This window comes from Photobacterium sanctipauli (assembly GCF_003026495.1).
In the GTDB taxonomy this organism is placed as follows: domain Bacteria; phylum Pseudomonadota; class Gammaproteobacteria; order Enterobacterales; family Vibrionaceae; genus Photobacterium; species Photobacterium sanctipauli.
On the sequence record NZ_PYMA01000004.1, the window covers coordinates 201,189 to 227,286 of the forward strand.

22 protein-coding genes are annotated in these 26,098 nt (G+C 43.8%); 13 read left to right on the top strand and 9 right to left on the bottom strand.

Annotated elements, in window-relative coordinates; genetic code table 11:
* Window positions 1–157: 157 nt before the first annotated feature.
* Window positions 158–979, top strand: coding sequence for a phosphate ABC transporter substrate-binding protein (locus C9I98_RS09460; RefSeq protein ID WP_107271895.1), 822 nt, complete (start codon window positions 158–160; stop codon window positions 977–979).
* An 85-nt stretch (window positions 980–1,064) separates the two neighbouring features.
* On the opposite strand, the gene C9I98_RS09465 is transcribed toward C9I98_RS09460, so the two are convergent.
* On the bottom strand, window positions 1,065–1,913 hold the full coding sequence (locus C9I98_RS09465) for a sulfurtransferase (RefSeq protein WP_107271896.1): 849 nt from the start codon (window positions 1,911–1,913) through the stop codon (window positions 1,065–1,067).
* A 177-nt stretch (window positions 1,914–2,090) separates the two neighbouring features.
* On the opposite strand from C9I98_RS09465, the gene C9I98_RS09470 reads away from it, so the two are divergent.
* Together C9I98_RS09470 and C9I98_RS09475 are read left to right on the top strand one after the other, a co-directional pair.
* Window positions 2,091–3,083, top strand: a complete 993-nt coding sequence (locus tag C9I98_RS09470) for a lipid A deacylase LpxR family protein (RefSeq protein ID WP_051902550.1) — start codon at window positions 2,091–2,093, stop codon at window positions 3,081–3,083.
* A gap of 100 nt (window positions 3,084–3,183) precedes the next feature.
* A complete protein-coding gene (locus C9I98_RS09475; protein WP_036828911.1) occupies window positions 3,184–3,813 on the top strand; it encodes a hypothetical protein in 630 nt (209 codons plus the stop codon).
* Window positions 3,814–3,867: 54 nt separating this feature from the next.
* On the opposite strand, the gene C9I98_RS09480 is transcribed toward C9I98_RS09475, so the two are convergent.
* From C9I98_RS09480 to C9I98_RS09490, 3 genes are all read right to left on the bottom strand, one after another.
* A complete protein-coding gene (locus C9I98_RS09480; protein WP_107271897.1) occupies window positions 3,868–4,692 on the bottom strand; it encodes a DUF5718 family protein in 825 nt (274 codons plus the stop codon).
* Window positions 4,693–4,857: 165 nt separating this feature from the next.
* Window positions 4,858–8,010 carry an efflux RND transporter permease subunit gene (locus tag C9I98_RS09485; RefSeq protein ID WP_036818551.1) on the bottom strand — a complete coding sequence of 1,051 codons (3,153 nt, stop codon included), beginning with the start codon at window positions 8,008–8,010 and terminating at the stop codon, window positions 4,858–4,860.
* An 8-nt stretch (window positions 8,011–8,018) separates the two neighbouring features.
* Window positions 8,019–9,134, bottom strand: coding sequence for an efflux RND transporter periplasmic adaptor subunit (locus C9I98_RS09490; protein WP_036818553.1), 1,116 nt, complete (start codon window positions 9,132–9,134; stop codon window positions 8,019–8,021).
* Between the two features lie 276 nt (window positions 9,135–9,410).
* On the opposite strand from C9I98_RS09490, the gene C9I98_RS09495 reads away from it, so the two are divergent.
* Window positions 9,411–10,346, top strand: coding sequence for a siroheme synthase (locus C9I98_RS09495; RefSeq protein ID WP_036825131.1), 936 nt, complete (start codon window positions 9,411–9,413; stop codon window positions 10,344–10,346).
* 116 nt (window positions 10,347–10,462) lie between these two features.
* On the opposite strand, the gene C9I98_RS09500 is transcribed toward C9I98_RS09495, so the two are convergent.
* Window positions 10,463–10,942 (bottom strand): DUF1097 domain-containing protein, encoded by a 480-nt coding sequence (locus tag C9I98_RS09500; protein WP_036825129.1) that lies wholly within the window; start codon window positions 10,940–10,942, stop codon window positions 10,463–10,465.
* A gap of 371 nt (window positions 10,943–11,313) precedes the next feature.
* Between C9I98_RS09500 and nagZ the strand changes: the two genes are divergently transcribed.
* Complete coding sequence (nagZ, locus tag C9I98_RS09505; RefSeq protein ID WP_036826690.1) at window positions 11,314–12,321, top strand: beta-N-acetylhexosaminidase; 1,008 nt, start codon at window positions 11,314–11,316, stop codon at window positions 12,319–12,321.
* An 830-nt stretch (window positions 12,322–13,151) separates the two neighbouring features.
* Here nagZ and C9I98_RS09510 read toward each other — a convergent pair.
* Together C9I98_RS09510 and C9I98_RS09515 are read right to left on the bottom strand one after the other, a co-directional pair.
* The gene (locus C9I98_RS09510) at window positions 13,152–14,066 is read right to left on the bottom strand and encodes a cation diffusion facilitator family transporter (protein WP_036824824.1); all 915 of its coding nucleotides are present in this window, start codon (window positions 14,064–14,066) and stop codon (window positions 13,152–13,154) included.
* A 319-nt stretch (window positions 14,067–14,385) separates the two neighbouring features.
* Window positions 14,386–14,841: a hypothetical protein gene (locus tag C9I98_RS09515; protein WP_245907124.1), complete on the bottom strand. Its 456-nt coding sequence runs from the start codon at window positions 14,839–14,841 to the stop codon at window positions 14,386–14,388.
* A gap of 353 nt (window positions 14,842–15,194) precedes the next feature.
* Between C9I98_RS09515 and pdhA the strand changes: the two genes are divergently transcribed.
* Genes pdhA through C9I98_RS09530 form a run of 3 tightly spaced genes read left to right on the top strand, consistent with a single transcriptional unit; the run spans window position 15,195 to window position 18,419 of the window.
* Window positions 15,195–16,286: a pyruvate dehydrogenase (acetyl-transferring) E1 component subunit alpha gene (gene pdhA / locus C9I98_RS09520; protein ID WP_036824822.1), complete on the top strand. Its 1,092-nt coding sequence runs from the start codon at window positions 15,195–15,197 to the stop codon at window positions 16,284–16,286.
* Window positions 16,279–17,262, top strand: a complete 984-nt coding sequence (locus C9I98_RS09525) for an alpha-ketoacid dehydrogenase subunit beta (protein ID WP_036824821.1) — start codon at window positions 16,279–16,281, stop codon at window positions 17,260–17,262. Before pdhA ends, C9I98_RS09525 begins: the two co-directional genes overlap by 8 nt.
* Window positions 17,259–18,419 carry a dihydrolipoamide acetyltransferase family protein gene (locus C9I98_RS09530; RefSeq protein WP_036824818.1) on the top strand — a complete coding sequence of 387 codons (1,161 nt, stop codon included), beginning with the start codon at window positions 17,259–17,261 and terminating at the stop codon, window positions 18,417–18,419. Before C9I98_RS09525 ends, C9I98_RS09530 begins: the two co-directional genes overlap by 4 nt.
* Before the next feature lie 116 nt (window positions 18,420–18,535).
* Here the strand turns inward: C9I98_RS09530 and C9I98_RS09535 are convergent, their stop codons facing one another.
* The gene (locus tag C9I98_RS09535) at window positions 18,536–19,876 is read right to left on the bottom strand and encodes a DEAD/DEAH box helicase (protein ID WP_107271916.1); all 1,341 of its coding nucleotides are present in this window, start codon (window positions 19,874–19,876) and stop codon (window positions 18,536–18,538) included.
* A 521-nt stretch (window positions 19,877–20,397) separates the two neighbouring features.
* Between C9I98_RS09535 and C9I98_RS09545 the strand changes: the two genes are divergently transcribed.
* The 3 genes from C9I98_RS09545 (at window position 20,398) to C9I98_RS09555 (ending at window position 22,420) form a co-directional block, all read left to right on the top strand.
* On the top strand, window positions 20,398–20,808 hold the full coding sequence (locus tag C9I98_RS09545; protein ID WP_152557138.1) for a hypothetical protein: 411 nt from the start codon (window positions 20,398–20,400) through the stop codon (window positions 20,806–20,808).
* Window positions 20,809–20,909: 101 nt separating this feature from the next.
* On the top strand, window positions 20,910–21,515 hold the full coding sequence (locus C9I98_RS09550; RefSeq protein ID WP_036823685.1) for a DUF2238 domain-containing protein: 606 nt from the start codon (window positions 20,910–20,912) through the stop codon (window positions 21,513–21,515).
* A 236-nt stretch (window positions 21,516–21,751) separates the two neighbouring features.
* Window positions 21,752–22,420: a hypothetical protein gene (locus tag C9I98_RS09555; RefSeq protein ID WP_036823687.1), complete on the top strand. Its 669-nt coding sequence runs from the start codon at window positions 21,752–21,754 to the stop codon at window positions 22,418–22,420.
* Between the two features lie 104 nt (window positions 22,421–22,524).
* Here C9I98_RS09555 and galE read toward each other — a convergent pair whose 3' ends face one another.
* Window positions 22,525–23,541: a UDP-glucose 4-epimerase GalE gene (gene galE, locus C9I98_RS09560; protein ID WP_036823688.1), complete on the bottom strand. Its 1,017-nt coding sequence runs from the start codon at window positions 23,539–23,541 to the stop codon at window positions 22,525–22,527.
* Between the two features lie 260 nt (window positions 23,542–23,801).
* Between galE and C9I98_RS09565 the strand changes: the two genes are divergently transcribed.
* On the top strand, window positions 23,802–24,725 hold the full coding sequence (locus C9I98_RS09565) for an alpha/beta fold hydrolase (RefSeq protein WP_036827941.1): 924 nt from the start codon (window positions 23,802–23,804) through the stop codon (window positions 24,723–24,725).
* A gap of 147 nt (window positions 24,726–24,872) precedes the next feature.
* Window positions 24,873–25,928 carry a GGDEF domain-containing protein gene (locus C9I98_RS09570; RefSeq protein ID WP_107271898.1) on the top strand — a complete coding sequence of 352 codons (1,056 nt, stop codon included), beginning with the start codon at window positions 24,873–24,875 and terminating at the stop codon, window positions 25,926–25,928.
* Window positions 25,929–26,098: the final 170 nt, after the last annotated feature.

A 26,098-nucleotide genomic window follows, 5' to 3' on the forward strand; every position in this document is an offset into this window, starting at 1 on the left:
ACCAAAATTACATCTGGAATACTGCTTCACAGTATTGTCATATTTTCGTAATAAGATGTGCAGCGTTCAACCGAGCTGAATAAGTGTTTGTTCTATCCAATCGACAGGACCAATACTTAGGCTGCTTGGCAATAAATCTGGTTTAGTTTGGAGATAAATGATGTTAACCAGGACTACACTTTGCGCACTTATTGCTACATTGACCTTTTCAGCGCAAGCCAAAGAAACTGTGACTGTTACTGGCTCAACATCAGTTAGCCACGTTGTCGAAGTACTGGCAGAAACCTATTCTAACGAACACAAAGGCACCAGTGTCGACGTTCAAGGTATCGGCTCATCTGCAGGTATCACGGCTGTTAAACAAAATGTTGCGGATTTAGGCATGAGCTCTCGCTACCTAAAGCCTGCTGAAATTAACCCTGACGTTCAAACCGTTACGATTGCCCATGATGGTATTGCTCTGGTTGTCAGCAAAGACAACCCAGTCAACAACCTAACGAAAGAGCAGGTGTCTAAAATCTACCACGGTGAAATCACGAACTGGAAAGAAGTGGGTGGCGAAGACATGAAAATGGCCGTAGTTAGCCGTGAAAATGCCTCTGGTTCACGCTTCTCTTTTGAAGAATACATGGGACTTATCCAACAGGTTAAAGGACAAACGGTTTCTGATATTAATCCGCAAGTGTTGGTGGTGAATACGAATGGTACGGTAAAAAGCCTCGTATCACGCAATAAGCACGCCATTGGCTACATTTCTCTAGGATCGATTGATGACTCAGTTAAAGCATTGTCTTTTGAAGGTGTGCCGCCAACACTGGCAAACCTTGAGTCAGGTGATTACAAAATTTCTCGCCCTTTCCTAATGCTTTATAAAGAGAAGAAAGTCAAAGACTCCGCAAAAGCATTTGTTGACTATGTGACCTCAACGCCGGGCCAAACCATCATTGAGCAACGAGGCTATATCCCAGCAGCTCAATAACGACTCACTGAATGAAATAGCAAAGAAGGCATAGTGGTCGCCACTATGCCTTCTTTTTCGATTCAAGTACTTATGTAGGTTGGTATTACACTACCGGGTATTTCAGCTTGCTTCCCCACTCCGTCCAAGAGCCATCATAGACAGTTAGTTTCTTACGCCCAGCCATTTCTGCAGCGAGAGCCAAAATACAAGCCGTAACCCCAGAGCCACAACTAAAAATATGCTGCTCATCAACATCGCTTAGCGCATCAAAGCGTTGAGTTAATTGCTCTACTGGCAAGAAATGACCATCTTCAAGCAATTGACCAAACGGTAAACTTTTTGCACCAGGCATATGGCCACTTCTCACCCCTTGGCGAGGCTCTGGCTGAGTACCATAGAAACGCGCTGCTGGCCTAGCATCAAACACTTGTGTCTGTGGTGCTTCTAATTTTGAATTTAATGTGTCTGCATCGATCACCCATTCAGGCAACAATGTTGCAGAAAACGTCCCTTTATCAATCGGTGCTGGCTCACCCGATTGCAATTCATACCCCTTCGCTTCCCAAGCTGGCAGCCCCCCATCAAGCACTGCAACTTGTTGATGTCCCATTGCACGGAACATCCACCACACACGAGGAGCAGAGAAAATACCTTGAGAGTCATAAACAATCACGACGCTTGAAGCACTGATACCCAACTCTTCAACGGATTGAGAGAATAACGCCTCTGACGGTAGCATGTGAGGTAATTCAGACTCTGGATCGGCTATTTTCTTATCGAAATCAAAATACTGAGCATTAGGGATTCGCTTTTCTTTCCACTCTTGCACCGCATACCTTGGGGTATTTGGCAAAAACCAACTGGCATCGAGCACAACAAGATCAGGGTGATGGATATTTTCTGCTAGCCACTCTGTTGAGACTATTGGCGAAGAAAGTTGAATTGCCGACATTCTGATTCCTTACGTTCGGTTAACGATCAACACAAACTTTTACGGTTAATTTCGTAATATAGCTAGCGATGATTCCTGACTATTCGATATGATGAATATGATTAGCACTCATAATTATCGGTATATATTATTCTTTACTGCTAATCACTTGCTATTTGTTGTATCAAAGGATTGTAAATGAAGCAAATTTCGTCGGCATTCGTTGTATGCGTATCGCTATTCTCACCATCTGTACTGGCTTACAACGCCGGCAGTATTTCCTTTTCAATGGATAACGACGGTATTGTAGGCACCGACCAAAACTATACCAATGGTGTGTTTCTTGAGTTCAACTCGGCTGCTACCCCAATGCTTGAGATCATGGCGCCAACCCCGATTCGTCAAATAGCGACGCTTCTTCCTCTTGATAACAGCACCCAAAAAGGCTGGAATTTCCGTATTGGCCAGCAAATGTGGACACCAGAAGACATCGAATCAACAGAACCGATTGCCGACGAGCGCCCGTATGCTGGGTTACTTTTCTTTGAATCCGGTATCTATCAATACTCTCCTTCCGTTGTCGATAAATATCGATTGATGGTGGGCACTGTTGGCCCAAGTGCCATGACCGAAAAAACACAGAAGTTCATTCACAGCATCATTGGCTCTGACAAGCCTATGGGTTGGGATTATCAAATTAAAGATCAAGCCATTTTCAATCTCGGCTACGAAGGTCACCGACTACTAAAGCGTGAAGCAACATCGATGGCACAAGAGTATGACTTCAGTGGTATTGGCCGAGTAAATGTCGGCAACTACCAAAGTGAAGCAGCCATTGGCGGTGTTTTCCGTTGGGGTAGCAACTTGGCCAGTAGCCTAGGGACGACAGGCTTTACGCCAGGTAAGTTTGTTGATGTCAGTGTCTTATCATCTAGCTCTACGGGGTATTTCTTCTTTACCGGTATTGAGGGACGCTACCGCTATAACGACATCACAATTGATGGCGACAAACCTGAAGGCGTACCAGAAACTAACGTCGAGCACTGGCAGGCCACCGCTGTGATGGGCGGTATTTACTACCAGCAAAACTGGGGAGTCAGTTTAACGTTCGCGACCAATACGCCTGAGTTTAAAGAAGATAGCCATAGCTCAAACTCTAATGGCTCTTTGAATTTATTCTGGCGATTATAATCGCTAATTTTTGTAAGCTTTTATGTTTATATCTAGACATCTACAAGCGACCCTTTAAGATACCTTCGATTAAAGTAGCTTGTAGATCACCGTACCAAACATGAAATTAGCAATTATTCCTTCCCTTTTAGTACTATTTGTTTCTGGTTGTACAACCGCACCACAATTTACTGAAATTGAATCTGATATCTGTCCAACTAAAGAAAACCGCACACTCGTTGCAGAAACTAAAGCAAATTACAAAAATAAAACATTATACTGGTGTGATTATAAGCATGTATACAAATCATCAGGGCATGTTATCGATACCGTATCACCGACATACACCGTATATGACAACCGTTTTTATGCATATGAGGGTGAACTTTTTAGCCAAGAAAAACAAGTAATTAATTTCATCGACGATGAAATTAAAGAAGAAGTAAAGAAAGCTAGACTCGAAAAAGAAGCTGCATGTCAAGCAAGCTCAAAGTGCATGAAAGCAAGAGAGAGTGAGAAGAAAAAAGAAATTGAACAACAAGCTAAATACAATAATATTTGTGCAAGCTTTTACTCAGATCTTGAAAGCAAAACTAACTTTGAATTATCACGCATAGTATTCGCCCGCCCTATGGTAACTGGCACTTATACTTGTAGTGCACAAGGTTTTGTAATCACACCGCACGGAAAACAATTTAAACAAGTCCAAATTACTGGCAGCCCAGAAACGGGTGTTTATGAATACAAATAGCTAGAAGCAGAACCTAAAAATAGAGGCTCAACGATCACGTTGAGCCTTATTTTTTTAAGCCACGGCTTGAACAAGTACGGAAATACCCTCTTCAGCAAACTCTTGCTTATTTGCCATATAGGTAATTGCCTCTGGTGAATATTGCTCACCATCATAAACAACCACCATACTGGTATCACCAGATTTCAAGAATGTCGTCTCACCGTACTCGGTATAGCGGGTTGCACCAATGCTAATCACCGCTTGGGTTGGGTAGTCAGCCGCTTTCAAATGCATCGCAATGTCTTCCGTTGGACCGACATCTTGCTGATTGTTCATGCGGTCAACAATCCAGTTCAGCAGTTTTTCGTGGAAATAGCTGTAACCCACAACTGGGCTATCTTCACCATAGCGTACGACTTTATCATCACGCTTATGGAAACTCGCAATACGGAAGCGATCCAGCTTGCCACCTTCAGTTAAAGAATCCAGTTCGATTAGCTGAGAAGAAATCCCTTTAGTATTACTACCCCAGTTTTTCTTTTCACTGATCTTTTTCGCGTTAGGCTTACGAATGGAGCAATCGTTGTATGCAGCAAAGCGCGTTGGAGTCAGCGCAACCACTTTGTTGCCTTCGTATTTTACATCACATAACAGCGCAACTTCCGGCTCGATTTGTAAGTTATCTGCATCGTTAGGTGGCACGATAGTATCTGAAGACAATGGATAAGTAGAAAGAAAACCTGCCTGCTCAGAAGGAATATAAAAAGGGAAAATTGCTTTTGGCTGTACAGCTTCTTGCACTTCAACAGCAAGGAAATCTTTATCTTCACCCGCTTGTTCTAGGTGACCGGCAAAGTTGCCCGCAACACCAAAACCAATCATATTTTTATAGCTCATTGCACAACTCACTGTACGACTCAATGGAATAGGTAAATATTGTACCGTATCCGAGTTAAGGAGTTGAATATTCTTGATACTTAGGATTGAAAATTGTGTGCTAGAGCGTGTTTACTATCACGCACAAAAAAAGCGCCCGAAGGCGCTTTTTAATTAAACTAGATGTTAATCATCATCAAGCGGTATAAGCTTGGTCGAACCACCGTGGAACTTCTCACGGCGACGCTGCACTAGTGCAAAGAAGCCTGGAATCAAGAAGGTACCTGCCAATAGTACGCAGAGTAGACCACCTGTTAGTGAAATACCCAGTGAGTTCTGACTAATGTGGCCCGCACCGGAAGCGAAGATCAACGGTAGGATACCCAAGATGAATGACCAAGATGTCATGTTAACCGCACGGAAACGAAGCTTACCACCACGTACCGCAGCTTGATCGATATCCAGCTCTTTGTCTTCACGCTCAACCTTCGCAAATTCCACAATAAGAATGGCGTTCTTCGCTGCAAGTGCAATCAAGAGAACCAAACCAATTTGCGCATAAAGGTTTAGCGGTGTGCCTGTAATCGACAACGCCAAGAAAGAACCTAGAGTCGCCACCGGCACAACCAAGATGATTGCCAGTGGAATACTCCAACTCTCGTACTGAGCAACCATAAACAGATAGATAAAGACCAAAGCAAGTGCAAAGGCATAAATCGCTTGGTTACCAGCTTTTACTTCTTGGTACGCCATACCCGTCCATTCATACTGATAGCCTTGTGGCAATACTTCAGCAGCAACACGTTCCATCGCAGCGATAGCATCACCACTTGAGTAACCCGGCGCCGGACTACCCTGGATAACGGCAGAACGGTACATGTTGTATCGCCAAGCAACATCAGGCTCAAATACTTGCTCTACTGTCGTCAAGGTACTTAGTGGGATCATCTCACCCGACGCTGAACGCACATGGAATCGCTCCAAAGCTTCAAGTCCATCACGGTAGTCACTATCTGCCTGAACTGTCACACGGAAGTTCTTACCATACAGAGTAAAGTCATTCACATACATGGAACCAAGGTTACCTTGCAGCGTTTGGAAGATCTCTGTCAGTGGAATACCAAGTTGTTTCGCTTTAACACGGTCAACATCGATGTAGTAATGAGGAACATTGGCTCGGAATGTACTGAATGTGTATTGAATCTCCGGTTGCTGGTTGGCAACTTGAATCATCTCACCCATTACATTTGCCAAATCAGTTCGGCTTCGACCTAATGTATCTTCAAGTACGAATTCGAAACCAGATGCTGCACCCATACCAGGAACAGCTGGCGCACCCATTGCGAAAACAATCGCTTCAGGTAGTTCCATTGCTGCACGGGCATTCACACGATCCGAAATTGCAAACGACGAGTGATCACCAGACATAGCATTACGCTCATCCCACTCTTTCAACTTAATGAACAGAGATGCACCGTTTGACGCCGCTGCCCCCGTCAAGAACGCATAACCGTTTGCAACAGTAATACCTTCGATGCCTGGTTCGTCTTCAAGAATTTCCTGAAGTTTGATCGTTGTTTCTTCGGTACGTGATAAAGATGCAGAGTCAGGCAACTGAACGTTTACCAGTAGAATACCCTTATCTTCAGTTGGTACGAATGCCGTTGATGTCGTCTTCGACAAGAAAGTTACTGCACCTACCGCAAGTACAAAGAAAGTCACTAGCAAGCCAACTTTACGAACCAAGAAGCCAGCGATCGAACCATATTTCAGCGTAACTTTATCAAGTCCACGGTTAAATACTTCAAACCAACGCGCAGTATTACCGCCGCCCTGTTTCAGTACCAACGAACATAACGCTGGAGATAACGTCAATGCATTGATTGACGAGATAACAACCGAAATACAAATCGTAAGCGCGAACTGGCGGTACATGATACCGGTAATACCTGGCAACATAGCAACTGGCAAGAATACCGCTAACAGCACCATCGTTGATGTTACGATAGGGCCAGTTACTTCTTTCATAGCAATTAACGTTGCTTTTGGCGGCGTTAAGCTCGGATCGCGTTTCATGTTGGTATCAACTTGCTCGATAACCAGAATCGCATCATCTACCACAATACCAATCGCCAGAATCAAACCAAACAGTGTTACCGTGTTAATGGTAAACCCTGATGCCAGCATGATCGCAAACGTACCAATAAGCGAAACAGGAATCGCAACAACTGGGATTAACGTTGAACGCACACTTCCCAAGAACATATAAGTTACCGCGATTACCAGTAAAATCGCTTGAATCAAGGTAACCACTACGCCCTTGATGGATTCAGAAACAAACAAGGTTGTATCGTAGCTTGTTTCGTATTCCATACCTTCTGGAAAGTCTTTGCTCATCCCTGCCAGCAAGTCCATTACCGCTTGACCACTTTCCAATGCGTTTGCATCAGACTGAAGGTTAAGCGCAACGATTGAAGCTGGCTGGCCACGGAACATACCGTTACCGCTATAAAACTTCTTACCAAGCTCGACACGAGAAACATCTTTTAGGTATACAACTGAACCATCGGTATTAGCTCGCAAAATAACATTCTCGAACTCTTCTACCGTTTCTAGTCGGCCTTTTGTTACCAGGTTAAACTGAACTTCTTGTGGGTTGTTGTATGGTGCAGCACCGACTTGACCAGCTGCTACCTGAACATTCTGCTCAGAAAGTGCGGCATTCACGTCAGAAGTAGTCAAACCCAAATTAGCTAACTTTTCAGGGTCCAGCCAAACACGCATTGCGTATTCACCACCACCGATGACGTTAACTTCACTGATGCCTTTAACACGAGCCAACTGATCTTTTACATTCAAGTTGATGTAGTTGATCAGGAATTGGTCATCGTATTTACCGTCAGGTGAATAGAAGTTAAGTACCATTAGTAGGTCGGGTGAACGCTTTTTAACCGTCACACCAACCATACGCACTTCGGCAGGAAGCTTTGATTCAATCTGAGAAACACGGTTTTGAACGTTTACCTGTGCCATATCAGGGTCGGTACCGATGTCAAACGTCACGTTCAAGCTATATGAACCATCGTTTGCACTTTTAGAAGACATGTAAATCATGTTTTCTACACCGTTTACCGATGCTTCGATTGGGTCGGCAATCGCCTCTTCAACTACTTCAGCACTCGCACCAGAATAGATAGCAGTAACGCCAACTGATGGTGGACTAATCTTAGGGTACTCTGCCACTGGCAAATTGAGCACAGCAATTGCACCCGCCAATGTAAGAATTATGGATATTACCAGCGCAAATTTAGGGCGCTGGATAAAAAAGCGGCTTAGCATCTGATTACTTACGCCTCTGTATCTTCAAGTCGAACAGTTACGCCATTACGTACACGCTGTAGGCCTTTTGTTAAAACAACATCATCTTTTTCAACACCTTTAGAAATGATGATGCCATGTTCTGTTTGAGGGCCAAGAACAACGTTACGACGTTCTGCTACATTGCCGTCAACAAGCACCATTACAAAATCACCTTCTAGGTCACTTTGAACTGCACGGCGCGGAATTACGATACGTTGAACAGGATCTTTTTCACGAAGAAATACCTGAACGTGTTGACCCGGAAGCAGTGCTTCTTCTGGATTAGGGAAGCTCGCTCGCATAGCAATAGTACCGGTATTGAGATCAATACGGTTACCAATGAAATCAACCTTACCAACGTGTTCATATTCTTCACCATTGGTAAGTGTTAGAATGACTTCCACATCGTTGCTACCCTCACCAGCTCCATCAAGGCTATCGATACCAAGTTCTAAGCGTTGACGCTCACTAACATTAAATGATGTTTGCATAGGGTCTAGACTAACAAGCGTTGTTAACACACCCGAACTAGCAGATACCAAATCACCGATACTCACTTTACTGTCACTAATACGACCAGAAAACGGTGCCGTAATTTTGGTATAAGAAAGATCAATTTCAGCAGAGTTTAGCTGCGCTTTAGCCGACTTAAGTTGTGCTTCGGCATTTAACTTTTCAGCAGTTAAGCGATCGTATTCAGACTGACTGATACTGCCTTTAGGTAACAGGCTCTTGCCTCGTTCCCAATCTAAGTCAGCACGTTTCAGTGTCGCCTCAGCTTGGGCAATTGCAGCTTTTGCGCTTGCAACACGGGCTTCATAAGCAGCTGGTTCAATCTCAAAAAGAAGCTGCCCTTTTTCGACCATCTCACCTTCATTAAAGGTACGAGATTGAAGATAACCTGACACCTGTGCAGTGATTGCTACATCTTCCTTAGCTTCAGTACGTCCTACATATTGTTTACCCTGTTGGTAATCAATAACTGTAACAGGCTGGGCTGCAACCAACGGACTCATTGGTGCAGATTGTCCAGATAACTTATCGCCACAACCAACAAGCAAGCTAGAGCTTATCAGTGTTGCAATCATAAGTTTTTTATTCATTTCGCCGACCATAATTAGTATGAATATCAAAAAGAATTCGCTTACGCGAGTTCCAAAAATTAGTAGAATAATTAAAGCAATTTTTAGTGTAGTAAAATTATCATTACGCCTTTAATGCAAGCTGAACAATAGCAAGTGGTGAAAGTTTTTTACACGAAAAACATTACAAAATGTTACTAAAACGGCACTTTGATATAAAGTAAAGAAATAGATTTAGCAATTTCATATAAGTCATGAGGTTGCAATGCTAAAGCCATTCACAGGAAGCATAATATAATGGACTTTTTTCCTATATTCTTGTCATTAAAGAATAGAAAAGTAGTAGTTATTGGAGGTGGCGAAGTCGCCTGTCGAAAAGTAGACCTCTTACTCAAGGCAAATGCTGCTATAACTGTGGTATCCCCTGCCCTTCACCCCTACCTAAATAAGCTAGAAAAAGACAATTTAATTTCCTGGACTCAGAAAGAATATAGTCCAGAAGATCTCGCTGATGCACATCAAGTCTGGGCAACAACAGATAACAGCGACCTTAACAAGCAAATTTTTAACGATGCTCAAGCGCGGGGTTTGTGGACTAATGTTGTCGATGACCCAAAACATTGTCATTTTATTACGCCATCTATGATCGATCGCAGCCCAATCCAAGTGGCTATTTCAAGTGGTGGCGCTTCCCCTGTTCTGGTCAGATTCTTACGAGAAAAGCTCGAAACCCAATTGCCACAGAACCTCAGCTTATTGGCGAGCTTTGCCGGTGAGCAAAGAGAGCGCATAAAGCAACACTACGGCACAGTCGATGAAAGAAGAAAGTTTTGGGAGATTTTTTTCCGCCATCCACTTGTTGAGAGTGCAGAAAACGAAGAGATGCTTGAATCTGTATTTACCGCATTACTCAAAGATCAAGAGCAACAGTTAGGCGGCTTGTACCTCATCGAAACAGGCATGGATCCAGAACTACTCAGCCTAAAAGCTTTACGTCTGATGCAGCAGGCTGAATTTGTGCTTTATCCAGAAAGGCAAAATGATATTTTCGTCGACTTATGCCGACGCGATGCTGACAGAGAAGAATATAATGAAAGCAATCTTCCCGTGTTAGTCGATAAGTATCTTCATGAAGGTTTACGCGTGTGTGTGCTGTCAGAGAAGCCACAAGCCAATGATCGCTTTGCTGCACTGAAAGGACAACATGATCATCATTACGTGCCTTGTCTATAACTGAAAGGCTTATCCAGAGCACCTCACTATTCATCACATACAACAAGGCCGCGTTAAACGCGGCCTTGTTTTTTAATTCGTAAATCTACTTTTTAATTAACAAATCTACAGTGATATTACTCAGTTGCCAGTGCTGCTGGTTCTGGTTTAGCCAACTTCTGCTGTAACCACAACCCTGTTGCTTTCATGGTGTACCCAAACACGACACCTAATATCAGCGAAGGTACCACCAATTGCCAATCACCATTTGAAGCAAATGTTGCACATGAGCCGATAAATGTCCCCGGGATGAAACTCAGCCATGTCTGCTTTGCCTGTACACACATGAAAAAGGCGATAACTGCAGTGACAACATAACCAATAATTTCAATGCCAACGTACGTTGATAGCTTGATGATCACCATGGCCCAGAACACACCGCTTAAATTCGTTGCAATGCTCAAAGCCACCCCTTTCAATCCATCTTTAGGGGAAGCGAAATACGTTGTACAACCAAGAAAGCCAGCCCAACTCAATAAACCTAAAGAAACAGCGACCCAACCCCAAATACCAGAAAGAATGCCAGTGGTAATGGCGATAGCAACTAATACAGACATGATATGTTCTCTTTCACTTTAATTGGAAACAGTTTAATAAATTCACCAAGGTGAAATGACGATCAAGATCTCATTTCAAATGAAACAAGAGTTACACAAAGTACAAATAAGTGACACAGATCACCTTTAAGGGTGTAATTAAACTCAACCATAACACTGTATCAAACTAATCCATTCAATCTGATCATCTTTACATCAACATTAGGTTTCTCAGTGGAAACAATAATACTCTCTTATGTATTAAGCATTAGATAAGAGCAACTAAGAATCTTTACTTTTTCCTGACTTTCACCTAGCCCTGTTCCACTGCAAGTTTAAGCATCTCAGGTATAATAGCTAAATAACAACAAGACCTTACCCTAGGAGAACACATGGGTCCTTTAATGCTAGACGTCGCAGGCTATGAACTCGACGCTGAAGATCGTGAAATCCTCCAACATCCAACCATTGGCGGCTTAATTTTCTTTGCCCGTAACTATCATGACCGTAAGCAATTAAGAGCACTTACCAAAGAAATACGCCAAACAGTTAAACGCCCATTCCTCATCGCAGTTGATCAGGAAGGCGGTCGAGTACAGCGCTTTCGTGACGAGTTCACTCTACTCCCACCAGCAAAAGCCTTTGCCAAGCAAAAAGACGGCGTTGCGTTGGCCCATGATGGTGGCTGGCTGATGGCTGCGGAACTGCTTGCGATGGACATTGACCTTAGCTTGGCACCTGTACTGGATCTTGGCTTTGATTGTAAGGCAATTGGCAACAGGGCTTTCTCAGATAACCCACAAGACATCATTACTTACGCCAGTGAGTTTATCAAAGGCATGAAATTAGCTGGTATGGCTGCGACAGGTAAGCACTTCCCTGGTCATGGTGGTGTTATTGCCGACTCACATCACGAGACTCCGTTCGATTCTCGCGATAATGTGAAAGAACACGATATGCTGGTGTTTAAATCATTAATTGAGCAAGGCTTGCTAGACGCCATGATGCCAGCTCATGTTGTTTTCGATAGCTATGATTCATCACCGGCCAGTGGTTCAGAGTATTGGCTAAAACAAGTACTAAGAAATGACTTGCAATTCAAAGGCGTTGTTTTCTCAGACGACCTGAATATGAAAGGTGCAGACGTGCTTGGTAGTTATAGCGAACGCGCAATCGCAGCTCAACAAGCAGGATGCGACATGGTCATGCTTTGTAATAATCGTGAAGGTGCAATCCAAGCACTTGATGGCCTACCTCAAACTCAAGTACCTATTTTAAATACCCTTTGTAAGCAAGAAACCGGTGAATACCGCGACTTAATTGGTACACGCAAATGGCAAGAAACTGAGAAAAGAATCACTCGCTTACATCACGAGTGGCAAGAATCTGAAAACAACTAAAACCTAACCTATTGTTTTAAAGCCTTATTCATTATAAAAATGAGAATAAGGCTTTAATCATCCAGAGTGTGTCTGACAAAGGCTCAGGCTATAAAAACAAAAAAGCCAAAGAAATTGGCAAGACTGCCTATTTCTTTGGCTTTTCTATAAGACTTCTTTAAAACAAAGGCCCTTAAAGCGCCACTGTTATAAAGAATCTCGCGAATAATCTACACCCTTGCAGCATTTCTTCTCTTTCATAACGATGAAGACTGCACCAACGATGAAAGCTACAACAAGCAACGTTTCCATATCTAGATACCTACAAAACACTAATTAAGTTAACTTTGTTCAAGACGAAATAAACAAAGAATTACTTTCTACAACAAAATCCAACAACTACTCACACTTGGAAACAATCGCTAGACATGCGTAAGATACCCTACCTGCTCTTTATTTGCACTATAAAGTTACTGAAAGTTGAGAAAAAAAGCATTTCACTAAATAACGCAATTGAACAGCAGATTAATCACAGTTCTGATGATAAATAAGTATAAAATTGAACTTATTTTTCTATAGTTGACCCAGCGAAGAACCGCATGTAATCAAAGCCGTATGCTTAACTGTGCCAATGAACCGCTTACGAGATATATTGTGTTCCTCTATTGATAAAATCGCCAGCAATTTATTGCTGACTTTTCTTCTTTCACAATATTAGAAAAACTAATGCTTGGAAGCTGAGCCACCATTACCACCAAAGGGGTAGGCAAGCTCTACCCCTTTACTGCTCTGCTATAGCGCTGATTTTTATACGTTTAGCTTATGAAGAGAAAACAACATAAAAGTTATGGTTACAACCATCTCGCCTGACCTGTGAACGTGACAGATAGCCATGTATCCCCTAGTTCGTCAGATAAAGCATCCCATAAAATTTGTCGTATTTGATCTTGCCGTTTTGTCGTCCAGTAATCGTCATCTTTAACCAATATGTTGACCTCAAGGTCATACTGGCGACCAGTTTTAGCAAAATGATGGGTGTAATCATCGAAATGATATTGTTTCGATAACTTCGCAATCACACGATCGACATTTTTTTGTGTTTTATCGTTAGGTGCGACAAGCAACACTTCTCGTAGATTGCGGCGTAAAACAGAAATCGGTAGCGCAGCTGCAGCCAATGCCAACGTCGAGACAAGAATTGGGTCAACATAGCGATTCCATTGTGAATAGCCATAATGGTCCAGCACCATGACGCCAACAAAGCCGACCAAAATTGCAGCACTCAGGATCCCATCGATTAACCACTCCTGCGAATCCACTCTCACAAGCTCAGACTGTTCACTCTTAGCAATATGGGTTTCTATAAAATAGATTGAGAAACAGCAGAACGTAGAAAGTACCGCATAAACCATGGCATGTTCGATAACCACTTCATGCCCACCATTAATAATGGTGGTTACACCACTGATAAATGCGAAAACACAGGTCGTTAAGATGAGTAGGCCGTTGACAACATTAATTAAAGGCTCAATGTGTGCGTAGCCGAATTGGAAGTATTTATCATCAGGCTTAGAAACCAGATAAGCGGTATACAAACTCAAGCCTGTCATTCCCATACTGAGTAGGGAAAATAAACCATCAAGTAAAATGGCATTAGAACCAACATACAAGCCGTAACCAACACCCAAACTGGTGAGTAATACAGTACCGGCTAAAGATAATTTAAGCGCTAGGCGCTCCTTACTGATTTTACGGCTAGTAGCCATAAATTCCTCCTTATTCTGGGGTAAACCCAACTTATTGTTAATAAAATCAATATCTAGCTCAGCCTTATCGACTTAAGCTCACTATAGTACTAGCACAATTAACAACTCATACACAAGTCGTGATCAGTTTGTTACTTCATTAAGTTAGTGTGCGAATCTGTGGGAAGTAAAAGGCAGATTTCTCGATACACTAAGCCGTTGCACTCTGCGAGTACAAAAGGTCGCGCATAATATCACCAAAAAAGCCAATAACAAATTAGCAAATGACTAGCTTGTTTTTGGCTTTCTCAGAATGACTAATACGGTGTGAAAGAAGTAGCTAAGGGACGGTTCGCTCTAGCTGAAGGCGTTCTATATCATTGAAAAAATTAATCATTTTCGCCCTACTAACACTGTACTCGAAATCAGTGCCATCACAAAAGCTGTTTGAGCTTTGTAACTCTGGATTTTTCAGCCAAATATACTGACAGGTAGCATGTTGTTCACACGCCATATTTCTTTCGTTGGTAAGCTTATCCCAATACGTTTCAAAGTGTCTGAGTGCGTAATCAAGCTGCTCATAGTTTTCAGCGCTCAATTCGGCACGCAAGATTTTCAACTCTTCTTGCCGCTCAACCATAAATGCATCAAACGAATCTGCCAGTGAATAGGTAGCGGAATCGTAGCATTCATCGTTGATGTACATCGTCCTTTGATCGGCAACGTCACTTACATTCTCTTGCGACGTGCATGAAGCCACAAAGAACATACAAACCATGCAACCATAACGTTTCATAGCGCACCCACATTTATCTTTTTTATATTTTCTGATTCATAAAAAATCGTCAGTACACTGACTTGGGTATAAGTATGAGCGACCCATGCACGCGCCGATGGCTAACTGATGTCGGTCTTAATACTAAGACATCACTTTCATTTTCTAAGCAAGCTCAAGGTGTACCGATTTCTTTACTGTTACTCCTATCACTACTGCCAGCGAACGTTAACATTTTGATTACACTTAATACTATTGAGCGTGTGACACCAGTAACGTTTTACTCCAACCGCATACTCACTTAAGGCTGGCCTACTCGCTCAAAAACAATTTGCTGTCCGCCTCTTTTGAGGCAGCAACAGAAGGAGCTAGAGATGAATGTTCAAGCTATGCCCATGCATCGCTTTATCGATCATCAAGGTAAGTTAGTAAAGCCACTCCCGGACTGGGCCGACATGTCGACCTTGAAAGGGTTTTATTGTGATATGGTGCTTACCCGAACTTATGACTATAAAGCTGTTGCCCTTCAACGCACAGGTAAACTCGGTACCTACCCTTCGCACTTAGGGTCAGAAGCCATTGGTATTGCCATAGGCCGAGCATTGAAGCCTACCGATGTATTTATCCCTTACTACCGAGACCTACCTGCGTTATGGGCTCGCGGTATCGGGATGGAGAAAAACTTACAGTATTGGGGGGGCGATGAAAGAGGCAGTGACTTTTCGCCCGATGATCACCACTGTCGTGATCTGCCTTTTTGCGTTCCTATCGCAACACAGTGCACCCATGCAGTCGGTGTTGCATCTGCGCTTAAAATTCAAGGCCAACACCAGGCTGCATTAGTCACCTGCGGCGATGGCGCGACCTCTAAAGGTGACTTTTTGGAGTCACTCAATTGCGCTGGTGTCTGGAACATTCCGCTTGTTTTTGTCATCAATAACAACCAATGGGCAATTTCTGTCCCACGCGATATACAATGTGGCGCTGAGCAATTATCAGACAAAGCAAAAGGTGCCGGTATCGAAGGCATAACGGTTGACGGTAATGATGTTGTCGCCATGTATGACTCGGTACTGCGATGCCTTGATAAAGCAAGAAAAGGTAAAGGCGCCACATTGATAGAAGCCGTGAGCTACCGATTGAGCGACCACACCACGGCCGATGATGCCAGCCGCTATCGTAGTGACGATGAACTTCAACAAGCTTGGGCATTTGAGCCAGTATTGCGCTTAAAACAATTTTTGATCAACCAAGGCGAGTGGACAGAAGAAGAAGACGAGCAATGGCTCTTACACTGCAAAGATGTGGTCGACCAAGCCATCGAAAAATATCAATCCACCGTACCTCAAGCACCCGAATCTGCTTTTGACTTCCTCTATGAAGCGCTCGATCCCGACCTTCATAAGCAACGTGACTTAATCATCAATAAAGCGATGCGTATGCAAGGAGGAAAGCACAATGGCTGAATTAACCTTACTAGAAGCGGTTAACCTTGCATTGCACCATGAAATGGCACATGACCCAAATGTGGTTGTTCTCGGTGAGGATGTGGGAGATAACGGCGGTGTGTTCAGGGCAACCGTTGGTTTAAAAGAAAAGTACGGCTGTAAGCGGGTCATCGACTCCCCACTTGCAGAAGCATTAATCGCTGGGGTAACCGTGGGAATGGCAACACAAGGCTTACGCCCAGTAGCCGAGTTTCAGTTCCAAGGATTTGTGTTTCCTGCCATGGAGCACCTGATGTGCCATGCTGCAAGATTACGAAACCGTACCCGTGGTCGCTTAACCTGCCCTGCGGTATTTCGAGCACCTTTTGGTGGCGGTATTCACGCCCCTGAGCATCACTCTGAAAGTGTCGAGGCTTTATTTGCACACATACCCGGCATCAAGGTGGTGATCCCTTCATCCCCCCAACGTGCCTATGGCTTACTACTCGCTGCTATTCGAAGTAATGACCCAATCATGTTTTTTGAGCCCAAGCGCATATACCGAACCGTCAAATCCGACGTAATAGACGATGGTACCGCCCTGCCACTCGATTCATGTTTCACCCTGCGTAAAGGGCGTGATTTAACCTTAGTGACTTGGGGCGCATGTGTTGTTGAATCACTGCAAGCTGCTTCAACTTTATCTAAGCAAGGTATTGAAGTCGAAGTGCTCGATCTTGCTTCAATCAAACCTATCGACATGGCATCAATCGTTGCCTCAATAGAGAAAACAAACCGTTTACTTGTTGTCCATGAAGCCTGCCAAACTTGTGGGGTTGGTGCCGAGATCCTTGCGCGAGTCTCGGAACAAGCCATGTGCCTATTAAAAGCACCACCAAAACGAGTGACAGGTACTGACACCATCATGCCTTATTACCGCAATGAAGATTATTTCATGATCCAAGAAGAAGACATTGTTATCGCGGCAAAAGAGCTTGTGGAGGGTTGGAAATGAAAGCGTTCAACTTACCAGATTTAGGGGAAGGACTCGCAGAGTCAGAGATTATTCAATGGCATGTTAACGTTGGAGATAAGGTCGAAATAGACCAAGTCATCTTGACTGTTGAAACAGCCAAAGCCACCGTCGAAGTACCTGCACCGTATAGTGGCACTATCGTTAATCGCTATGGTAACGAAGGGGACGTAATAAGCATCGGAAGCCTATTAGTCAAAATTGAAGAGTCCGTTACCGCGTCACAGAAAAGTTCACAATCAACAGCACAAGAAGCCAAGCAGCAACCTGCCGATGCCGCAACTGTGGTGGGCAATGTGTCCCAGCAAAACCATCAAGTCAACGTCGATGAGTTTTGGATTGGCAATGATAACAATCAACACATTGAGCAGCTCACCGCAATGCCATCAGCTCGACTGCTGGCCAACAAATTGGGTGTTGACCTACACGCAATTAAAGGCTCTGGCCCCGATGGCGTTATTCTTGATGCAGATGTTTATAATGCTTGCGATAAGCAGCTGCCTGGCACAGAGGTACTAAAAGGTGCTCGTCGTTCAATGGTAGCGGCAATGGCTGACTCCCACCAGCATGTCGCCGCGGTAACCATTACCGAGGAAGCTCTATTGGAAAACTGGCAGCAAGACGAAGATATTACTTGCCGATTGGTTCAAGCTATCGTATCAGCATGCCAGCAAGAACCAGCCCTCAATGCCTGGTTTGATGCCGAAACCATGACCCGCTGCCTTCACAGCACCGTCAATATAGGCATTGCTGTAGACAGTAAACACGGCTTGTATGTACCCGTGCTGCGCCACGCTGATGAGTACAGCAGCAAAGGGATTCGCCAATGGGTGGATAAAACCGTCGCCGGTATCAGAGAGCGCAAGATAGGTCGGGAGCAGTTGCAACACGCCACTATTACGCTATCGAACTTCGGCGCAATCGCAGGTATCTATGCAACACCTGTTGTTACCCCACCCCAAGTTGCCATTGTTGGTGCCGGGCGGATAATCAAGAAATTGGTATTACGGGAACAGCAGCCAGTTGAAGTTAGCATCATGCCCATATCCATGACATTTGATCATCGTGCATGCACGGGGGGCGAAGCTGCGCGATTTATGAAGGCCCTAGTTCAAAACCTACAACAAGCTAAGAGTTGAGGCGCTGTGAAGCGACTCGTTCAGCTAAGTAATAGATACATAGGTAATGAATACATAAGTAATAAATACAAAAATGCCAGTCTTCAGACTGGCATTTTTAATCTTACAGATGGCGATTAATCTTCAGCAGATGGCGTCGCTGGCTTCTTCTTTTTAGGGATGAACACATTGTCGCCCACCGCCATGTTGTCGTAAAAACGCTTGTCCATTTTCTTCTTCGGCTTAGCTGCTTCTGACTGCTTCTTAGCAACAGGTTTCTTACCGGTCGGCTTCTTCTTGTTAAACTTCTTCTTAGGTGCTGGTTTCAGGCCTTTAAACTTCCCTTCTAGACCTTCAAACACAGAAAAGCTAATCGTCTGCTGCAAGAAAGCTTCAACATTCTTAAAGCTCTTCCAGTCTTTAGGGCCAACAAGTGAAATAGCATCACCCTTGTTACCAGCACGACCGGTACGGCCAACACGGTGAACATATTCTTCAGCATGCTTAGGCATATCGAAGTTAATAACGTGAGAAACCTTTTCAATATCCAGGCCACGCGATGCTACATCTGTCGTCACCAAAATCTTGTGACAGTCGCGCTCAAACTGGCTCATGATGCTGTTACGCTGAGTCTGGTTCATATCACCGCTCAATGCCACAGCCTTAAGCTTACGCTCGTTCAATTCTTTCGTCAGACGATCGGTATCAGCACGGGTAGCGGTGAAGATAATCATCTGGTTGTAGCTTTCAGTTTCCAAGATCTTATCAAGCAATGCTTGCTTATGATCCAGGTGATCACACAGCATGAAACGCTGGGTGATATCAGTATGTTCTTCAGCAGAGTGGCCGATTGAAATGCGCTTAGGTGCATTCAACATATCAGCGGCAATGCTTGCAACATCAGTATGATCCAGCGTTGCAGAGAACATTAGGGTTTGGCGACGGCGGTGGTTAGCTGCTTCGTGGATACGACGAAGCTGGGCTTCGAAACCAAGATCAAGCATACGGTCAGCTTCATCAAGAATCAGCATTTCCAAGCCATCAAGGTGCGTGCTGCGGTGCTCTAGGTGGTCAGCTAGACGACCTGGCGTAGCAATCACGAACATAGGGTCTTTGCGAAGCGCCTTAACCTGATCGTTAAAGTTTTCACCACCAACAATCAGCGCACCATCATACGGCGTACCGGCATTCAATGTGCGAAGTTGGGCAAAAACCTGCTTTGCCAATTCACGAGTAGGTGTCAAAACCAAAGCTCGAGGGTCACGACGAGTAAAAGGCTTGCTGCGGTACATGCGTTGCATCGCTGGCAGCAGAAATGCCAATGTTTTACCAGAGCCCGTTTTCGACGAGGCCAACACATCCTTACCCATAATGCCCACAGGTATGGCGGTTTGTTGAATTTCAGTTGGTTTATCGAACGCCAAATGATTCAGTTTCTTAAGCAGGCGCTGGTCTAATCCAAGATCTTTAAATTGCAAAATGGTGCTCCGGTAATAATGCCCATCGTTGAGCAAAGAATAATACAGTTCTACCAATACGTGATGAAAATCACGCTCATCTAAATTTGGTAAGCAGAGCATTATAGCATAAAACTTTACAAAGACACCTTAATCACTCTCTTTTCATGAGTTATCATGAACATATCAACGAAAGCACATTGAATACTCAGCCCTTGTTCACCCACCATCAGGGGTCGGCATCAACGTTGATAAGCGTCGAATTGTCGCAAAGTGACATACTCAAGCAAATGAAGAACAGGTATAAACACCCCATCATATTCCTATAGTCCTCAACTGAAAGATGAAGCCCTACAGCCAAAAATCGCCAGAATACGTCTCGAGAGGCGTTTATCAGCTCGGCGGCTCAATCTATCTCACGATAAGTGCATTTAAAAACAGCATTGACGACACTCATACTAATTACTTTTCCGTAAACCATGAGGAATCACTCGTGCTCGCCGATATGGGCGTGAGGTTTATAGAGACCAAAGAAGAAGGAATTGCCTCTTCCATCAAGGCTTTTCCTTTCCGACAACTTAAGTATTTGTACCAAGAAAAGAACTATTTCAACCATTAATCTCATGACAGATAAAAAATCAGTGCCAATGAAATTTCGCTTAGAAGACATTGTGACACCATCAGCAACCCGCAGTAGAAATAAAAAAATAGGCATGAATGTCTATACCCAAAACAGGCTGATACGCACTAAGCGAAAAGTACGAGAGCTAAAGCAGCTCAATAAACTACTTTGCAAGCAAGGAACAAGAGCGCCAGCGCCTTTACCGCCACTCCCTTCCTCACTAGAGCTAGAAGTACAAATCCGTCATTATGATGACTGCGCAAAGCGCTTGGAACTTGCTAACAAGATTCTGGCTGAAGCCATCCATAAGACCGAAAAGGAAAATTGGTAGCCATATAACTGGCTGAAATATTTGCTACATTGCGCAAGCTAAATCCCCTCACTCCTGTGCTAACCTTCAATATACCCAAGTTACCGCAGGATACTGAATAAATGGGACAAAAGCACAGCCACATAGTACCAGCCTTATTATTTTTGGTCGTAACCGCAGTCATCATTTGGTCTGGCCTAAACCCTGTATTCCCAGATGTGTGGCTTGCTGAAATCATTCCTGTTGTGCTGATTCTTGCGCCGCTGGTGTTCACCTACCGCTTATTCCAATTTTCCAACACGGCTTACCTACTGATCGCCATTTGGATGGCATTGCATACCATTGGCGCTCACTACACTTTCGCTAATGTACCCTTTGATCTCGTGAATAACCTATTTGAAGGGGAACGTAACCATTTTGACCGTTTCGCCCACTTTTCAATTGGGTTATATGCCTTTCCAATCGCAGAGTATTTAGTAAGAAAGAACCACTGTAAGCCTCTGGTTGCTGGTATTTTTGCGCTTACATCTATCATGGCCATCGCTGCAGGCTATGAGATCATCGAATGGTGGTATGCCGAAATTGCCGGCGGCGATGCCGGCATCGAGTTTTTAGGTAGTCAAGGTGATATATGGGATGCACAAAAGGACATGCTGGCTGATACATTAGGCGCTATTGCCAGCTTGATTTTGTTTTGGATTAAGAAGCCCTATCTTGCCCGAAGCTAGACCATCACGACTCCATCTTCCTTATGAATATACCCAAGCTACTTGGGTATAAATATTTATACCCAATCAATACTCCCCACCTTCTGTCGCTGAAAGACCTATAACCACCGCTATTAAAAAACTGATAATTGGCGCGCACTGTAGCTACCCCTTTGAACGGGTTGAATCTACTTAAGACTCGCGCGCCATCACGGAGCTGGTAGCTATTCACTCTCGCTCTATAGAACATCGTATTAATGAACAAATCTATTTTAATCGCTGCACTTTTTACTTCTCTCTTTACCCCTGCTTTTGCCGAAGAGAAAAACCCAGAAGACCCAACAAAAATCATTACCAAAGTTGGGGCGGGTTACACCAACAGCAAGCTCACTTTTAGCGGCTCTCTAGGACTGGATGAAGCCAGAATGATGAATGTCACGGTAAACGATGATGCGTCGGAATGGAACGTCGGCGGTTCATGGCTATTTGATATTGGCATTCTTAACTTTAGCGTACGAAAATCAGACTATGGCGAAGGCGCAGTAAATACGTCCTACAACATAGGTAGTTTCATTCCAACCAGCGAATTTAATTTTACGCCTTGGAGCTGGCAGCCCTTTATCACATTCGGCTATAGCTACAATGATGGTGTATCGGTTGAAGACGGGGTAGAAAAAGAGATTCAAAGCCACTCTGGTTACATTGGTGGTTTTGCCCTAAAGCCCCTTAACGATAAGTGGACCGCCCTCGCCTTTGCCGGAACAACACAAGGACAAAATGATCTTTCGTCCTACTGGGGCGGCGGTGGTATTAGCCATCGCTTGAGTGATAACCACTCGCTAAACGTTCTCGGTATTGTGGTCGACAGTTCAATCTATGGTGACGAGCAACGACTCAATATCAACTATCGATATGAATTTAATTAAGCCTTGGATTAATCACAAGCGCTAACGAATTAACATAAAAAAGCCCGCAATAGAGACTATTGCGGGCTTTTCTTAATCTTAAAGTAACTTGGTATAAACAACAATTATAATTCAGGGTAACCCGTTGGGTTTGCTGACTGCCAACGCCAAGTATCGGTTGTCATGTCTTCGATAGTACGCGTTGCTTCCCACTTCAACTCCGCTTTTGCCTTCGCTGGATCAGCCCAACATTCAGCAATATCACCAGGACGGCGCGGTGCAATTTGATAGGCAACCTCTACCCCTGCAGATTGAGAGAATGCCTCAACCATTTGCAGAACACTAAAACCGTTACCTGTACCTAGGTTATAGATATGCAAGCCAGCTTCACGACCTTTGTGAGTCAATGCTGCTAAGTGACCATCAGCAAGATCCAATACGTGGATATAATCACGAACGCCCGTACCGTCTACTGTTGGGTAGTCATCACCGAACACAGACAAGTATTCACGACGGCCTACAGCAACTTGAGAGATAAATGGCATCAAGTTGTTTGGAATGCCCTGCGGATCTTCACCCATTTCGCCAGACGGGTGTGAACCAACTGGGTTAAAGTAACGCAGTAACGTGATGCTCATCTCCGGGTGCGCTTTTTGAATATCGGTTAGGCACTCTTCAACCATTAACTTACTGCGACCGTATGGATTGGTCGCGCTGGTAGGAAAGTCTTCTGTAATAGGCACAGACGCCGGATCACCATAAACGGTTGCAGATGAGCTGAAGATAAGGCTGTTCACACCCGCAGCTCGCATGGCTTCAACCAAAACCAACGTACCGTGAACATTGTTATCGTAATACTCAAGTGGCTTTTCTACTGACTCACCCACTGCTTTAAGGCCAGCAAAGTGAATGACAGCCTCAACATTGGCTTCTGCAAGCACAGAATCAAGAAAAGCACGATCACGAATATCGCCTTCATAGAAAGCAGGTGAAACGCCTGTCAGCTTCTCGATACGACCAAGCACCGATTTTTTACTGTTATATAAGTTATCAACAATAACCGGTGTCATACCCGCTTCAATCATTTGTACACATGTATGGCTACCGATATAGCCCATACCACCTGTGACCAAAACTCGCATGCGTTTCTCCCTATCGAACGCCTAATACTCAAACAATTGTATATCAATTATTTCAAACTGCGATAAAACTACCATATCTCAGTACTGAATGAAAAAACTAAAACCTATTGACAGACAAAAGCATGATTTAGTTGTGATTATTCATAACTTATTGGTTTATATAAGCTGTAGCAACGGCTTTTACTGGGCGCAACTTACTTGAGAGAACAATAAAACACCGTATAATAAATGCAGATTACATCTAGAGATACCCATTGCCAATGACGAAACTTAATTTTGCGCGTTTTATTGCCCTTTTCATGCTGATATTCAGCCTTTCCGGTTGCGAGTTGGTTGACTGGAAAGCCAAGCAAGATGAAAGCGACCTTCACGATGCTGGCTACCAAGCCCATTACCTGCCACTAGAGGAAGGCGGCTCAATGAAATACTGGGTTGGCGGTACTGGCGAGCCACTGCTTCTTATCCATGGTTTTGGTGGGTCGGCTATCTCTACTTGGAAAAATGAAATGCTCGCGTTAAGCAAACAGTACCGAGTCATTGCCCCTGATTTACCTTGGTTTGGCGGTTCATATAGCCAAGGGACACCGAACCTCACGACACAAACCGACGCAGTTTGGCAAATGCTAGATGCGCTAAAGATAGATAAAGTTAACGTGGCAGGTATCTCCTACGGCGGCTTTGTGACTTATAACATGATGCTAGAGCCAAACCGTGTTAAGAAAGGCGTCATTATCGCAAGTCCTGGCCCCCTGTTTAGTGATCAGGACTTAGAGGCCTTGTGCTTACGGGCAGGAGTCGACAAACCTGAAGATTTGTTTGTTCCAGAAAACCAACAGGAAGTTCGCCGTTTATTCGACCACGTCTTTTTCGAGCCAAAGAAGATGCCAGACTTTATCGCCGAGCAAATATACAGCAATTATTTCTCGCCGTACAAAAACGAAAAAAGGCTTCTTATTCAATCCCTTCCACAAGATAGAGATCGAATTTCATCCTATTCGCCAAGCAAACTTCCACCAAGTTTGCTTATTTGGGGTGACAGCGATCAAATATTCCCACTCAGCAACGGTATTTCATTAAGCGAATATCTAAACTCAGCAATTATCGTTATTCCAGATACAGGACATGGTGTGACCAATGAACAGCCGGAAATAGTCACTAAGCTGTTGAAATCATACATTGGTTAAGAAATATCAGATGATTATCACAGATCAATAAATTACATTTTTTGCATAGAAAAATTAGACACTGGCAACATCCTGAATTATTCTAGTCCCGTCAATGCATGCTGTTGCTCATTGACGGGACTGTTTTATTCAAGGATGTAGTGTATCGTGCCAAAGGTCATCAAAAGCAATCAACTCAAGTCAGACAATCACGCCTACCTCGAGCTTAGCCGTGACACCCTTAGCCACCAACTCAAGGTGTTGTTCCCAGCGACAGGACTGATTAGCTTAGTCATTGCTTTTACCTACTTCGTTTCAGAATCAGCAACCAATTCCACCAACTTCACGACAGCCGTTATTGCCGCATTACTGTCTTTCTTCCTATCGGCCGCAAACAAAAGCAATGTGAACCCGTATCTTCTCATATGGATATTCATTTTATACACCACAGCAGTTTGCGCTTATGATTTAATCAACGATACCGCACAGCTGATTTCCAATACCATTGCACTTACGATCCCCCTTCTGTGTTTCTTTGCTCTGAAGCATCAACATGCTTGGTGGTACAGCTTTTTATTCGGCTTGTTTTACATCGTGATGAGCAGCGGTGAAGTCATGTCTAAAGAGCTACAAATCACCGAAACACTGAGAAATATTAGCGCGTATGCCATGGTCTTAGTAATGGCTTATCTACTCGCACAACACCGAAATGAGGCCATTGAACGAGTGCAAAAGACAGCCACCACAGATTTCCTAACCGCCTTACATAACCGACAAGGGTTAGAAGCGGTTTACCAGCACGAAGCCTATCGCAGCAACCGATACTTAAAAGATTTAACCCTGCTATTGATTGATATTGATGATCTCAAAGCCATCAATGACCGATATGGACTAGAAGTGGGTGATCAAGCTTTAATGATGCTATCAAAATGTTTACGTGAACAAACCCAACAAGCCGATCATATTGCCCGTATCGGTGCAGAGGAGTTTTGCATATTACTGCCAAATACCGATATTAAGCAAGCTGAAGCTTTTGCATCGAAGCTCAATGAGACTATTTCAAATTGGCAACTCGAGCTAGACTCCGGTCATCGTATAACGCTTTCTATCAGTATTGGTATTACCCAAGTCGAATTTCAAAACTTCAGCCTGGACTATATAAAAGCAGACAGCGCGCTACAGCGTGCAAAAAACTGGGGACAAGGGCAAATTGTCATTGGGTAAAGCAATTTAAGTGACACGGTAACTCCACTTTTCATAAAGCGTTATTTTGTTACTTTATATGACTCAGAGTTAAATAACGGTAGTTACGTGCTAGAATTATAACCCATTAATTAATAATAAAAATTGAGGATTCATGCGGTATCTATCCCCATTAATTGTTGGGTTAACCT

Coding starts and splice junctions, on each gene's coding strand:
- C9I98_RS09490 (WP_036818553.1), bottom strand. CDS start 9,134: ATGAATAAAAAACTTATGATTGCAACACTGATAAGCTCTAGCTTGCTT.
- C9I98_RS09530 (WP_036824818.1), top strand. CDS start 17,259: ATGAAAGCGTTCAACTTACCAGATTTAGGGGAAGGACTCGCAGAGTCA.
- C9I98_RS09495 (WP_036825131.1), top strand. CDS start 9,411: ATGGACTTTTTTCCTATATTCTTGTCATTAAAGAATAGAAAAGTAGTA.
- C9I98_RS09515 (WP_245907124.1), bottom strand. CDS start 14,841: ATGAAACGTTATGGTTGCATGGTTTGTATGTTCTTTGTGGCTTCATGC.
- C9I98_RS09485 (WP_036818551.1), bottom strand. CDS start 8,010: ATGCTAAGCCGCTTTTTTATCCAGCGCCCTAAATTTGCGCTGGTAATA.
- C9I98_RS09555 (WP_036823687.1), top strand. CDS start 21,752: ATGAACAAATCTATTTTAATCGCTGCACTTTTTACTTCTCTCTTTACC.
- C9I98_RS09550 (WP_036823685.1), top strand. CDS start 20,910: ATGGGACAAAAGCACAGCCACATAGTACCAGCCTTATTATTTTTGGTC.
- C9I98_RS09465 (WP_107271896.1), bottom strand. CDS start 1,913: ATGTCGGCAATTCAACTTTCTTCGCCAATAGTCTCAACAGAGTGGCTA.
- galE (WP_036823688.1), bottom strand. CDS start 23,541: ATGCGAGTTTTGGTCACAGGTGGTATGGGCTATATCGGTAGCCATACA.
- nagZ (WP_036826690.1), top strand. CDS start 11,314: ATGGGTCCTTTAATGCTAGACGTCGCAGGCTATGAACTCGACGCTGAA.
- C9I98_RS09480 (WP_107271897.1), bottom strand. CDS start 4,692: ATGAGCTATAAAAATATGATTGGTTTTGGTGTTGCGGGCAACTTTGCC.
- C9I98_RS09510 (WP_036824824.1), bottom strand. CDS start 14,066: ATGGCTACTAGCCGTAAAATCAGTAAGGAGCGCCTAGCGCTTAAATTA.
- C9I98_RS09565 (WP_036827941.1), top strand. CDS start 23,802: ATGACGAAACTTAATTTTGCGCGTTTTATTGCCCTTTTCATGCTGATA.
- C9I98_RS09525 (WP_036824821.1), top strand. CDS start 16,279: ATGGCTGAATTAACCTTACTAGAAGCGGTTAACCTTGCATTGCACCAT.
- C9I98_RS09500 (WP_036825129.1), bottom strand. CDS start 10,942: ATGTCTGTATTAGTTGCTATCGCCATTACCACTGGCATTCTTTCTGGT.
- C9I98_RS09460 (WP_107271895.1), top strand. CDS start 158: ATGATGTTAACCAGGACTACACTTTGCGCACTTATTGCTACATTGACC.
- C9I98_RS09475 (WP_036828911.1), top strand. CDS start 3,184: ATGAAATTAGCAATTATTCCTTCCCTTTTAGTACTATTTGTTTCTGGT.
- C9I98_RS09470 (WP_051902550.1), top strand. CDS start 2,091: ATGAAGCAAATTTCGTCGGCATTCGTTGTATGCGTATCGCTATTCTCA.
- pdhA (WP_036824822.1), top strand. CDS start 15,195: ATGAATGTTCAAGCTATGCCCATGCATCGCTTTATCGATCATCAAGGT.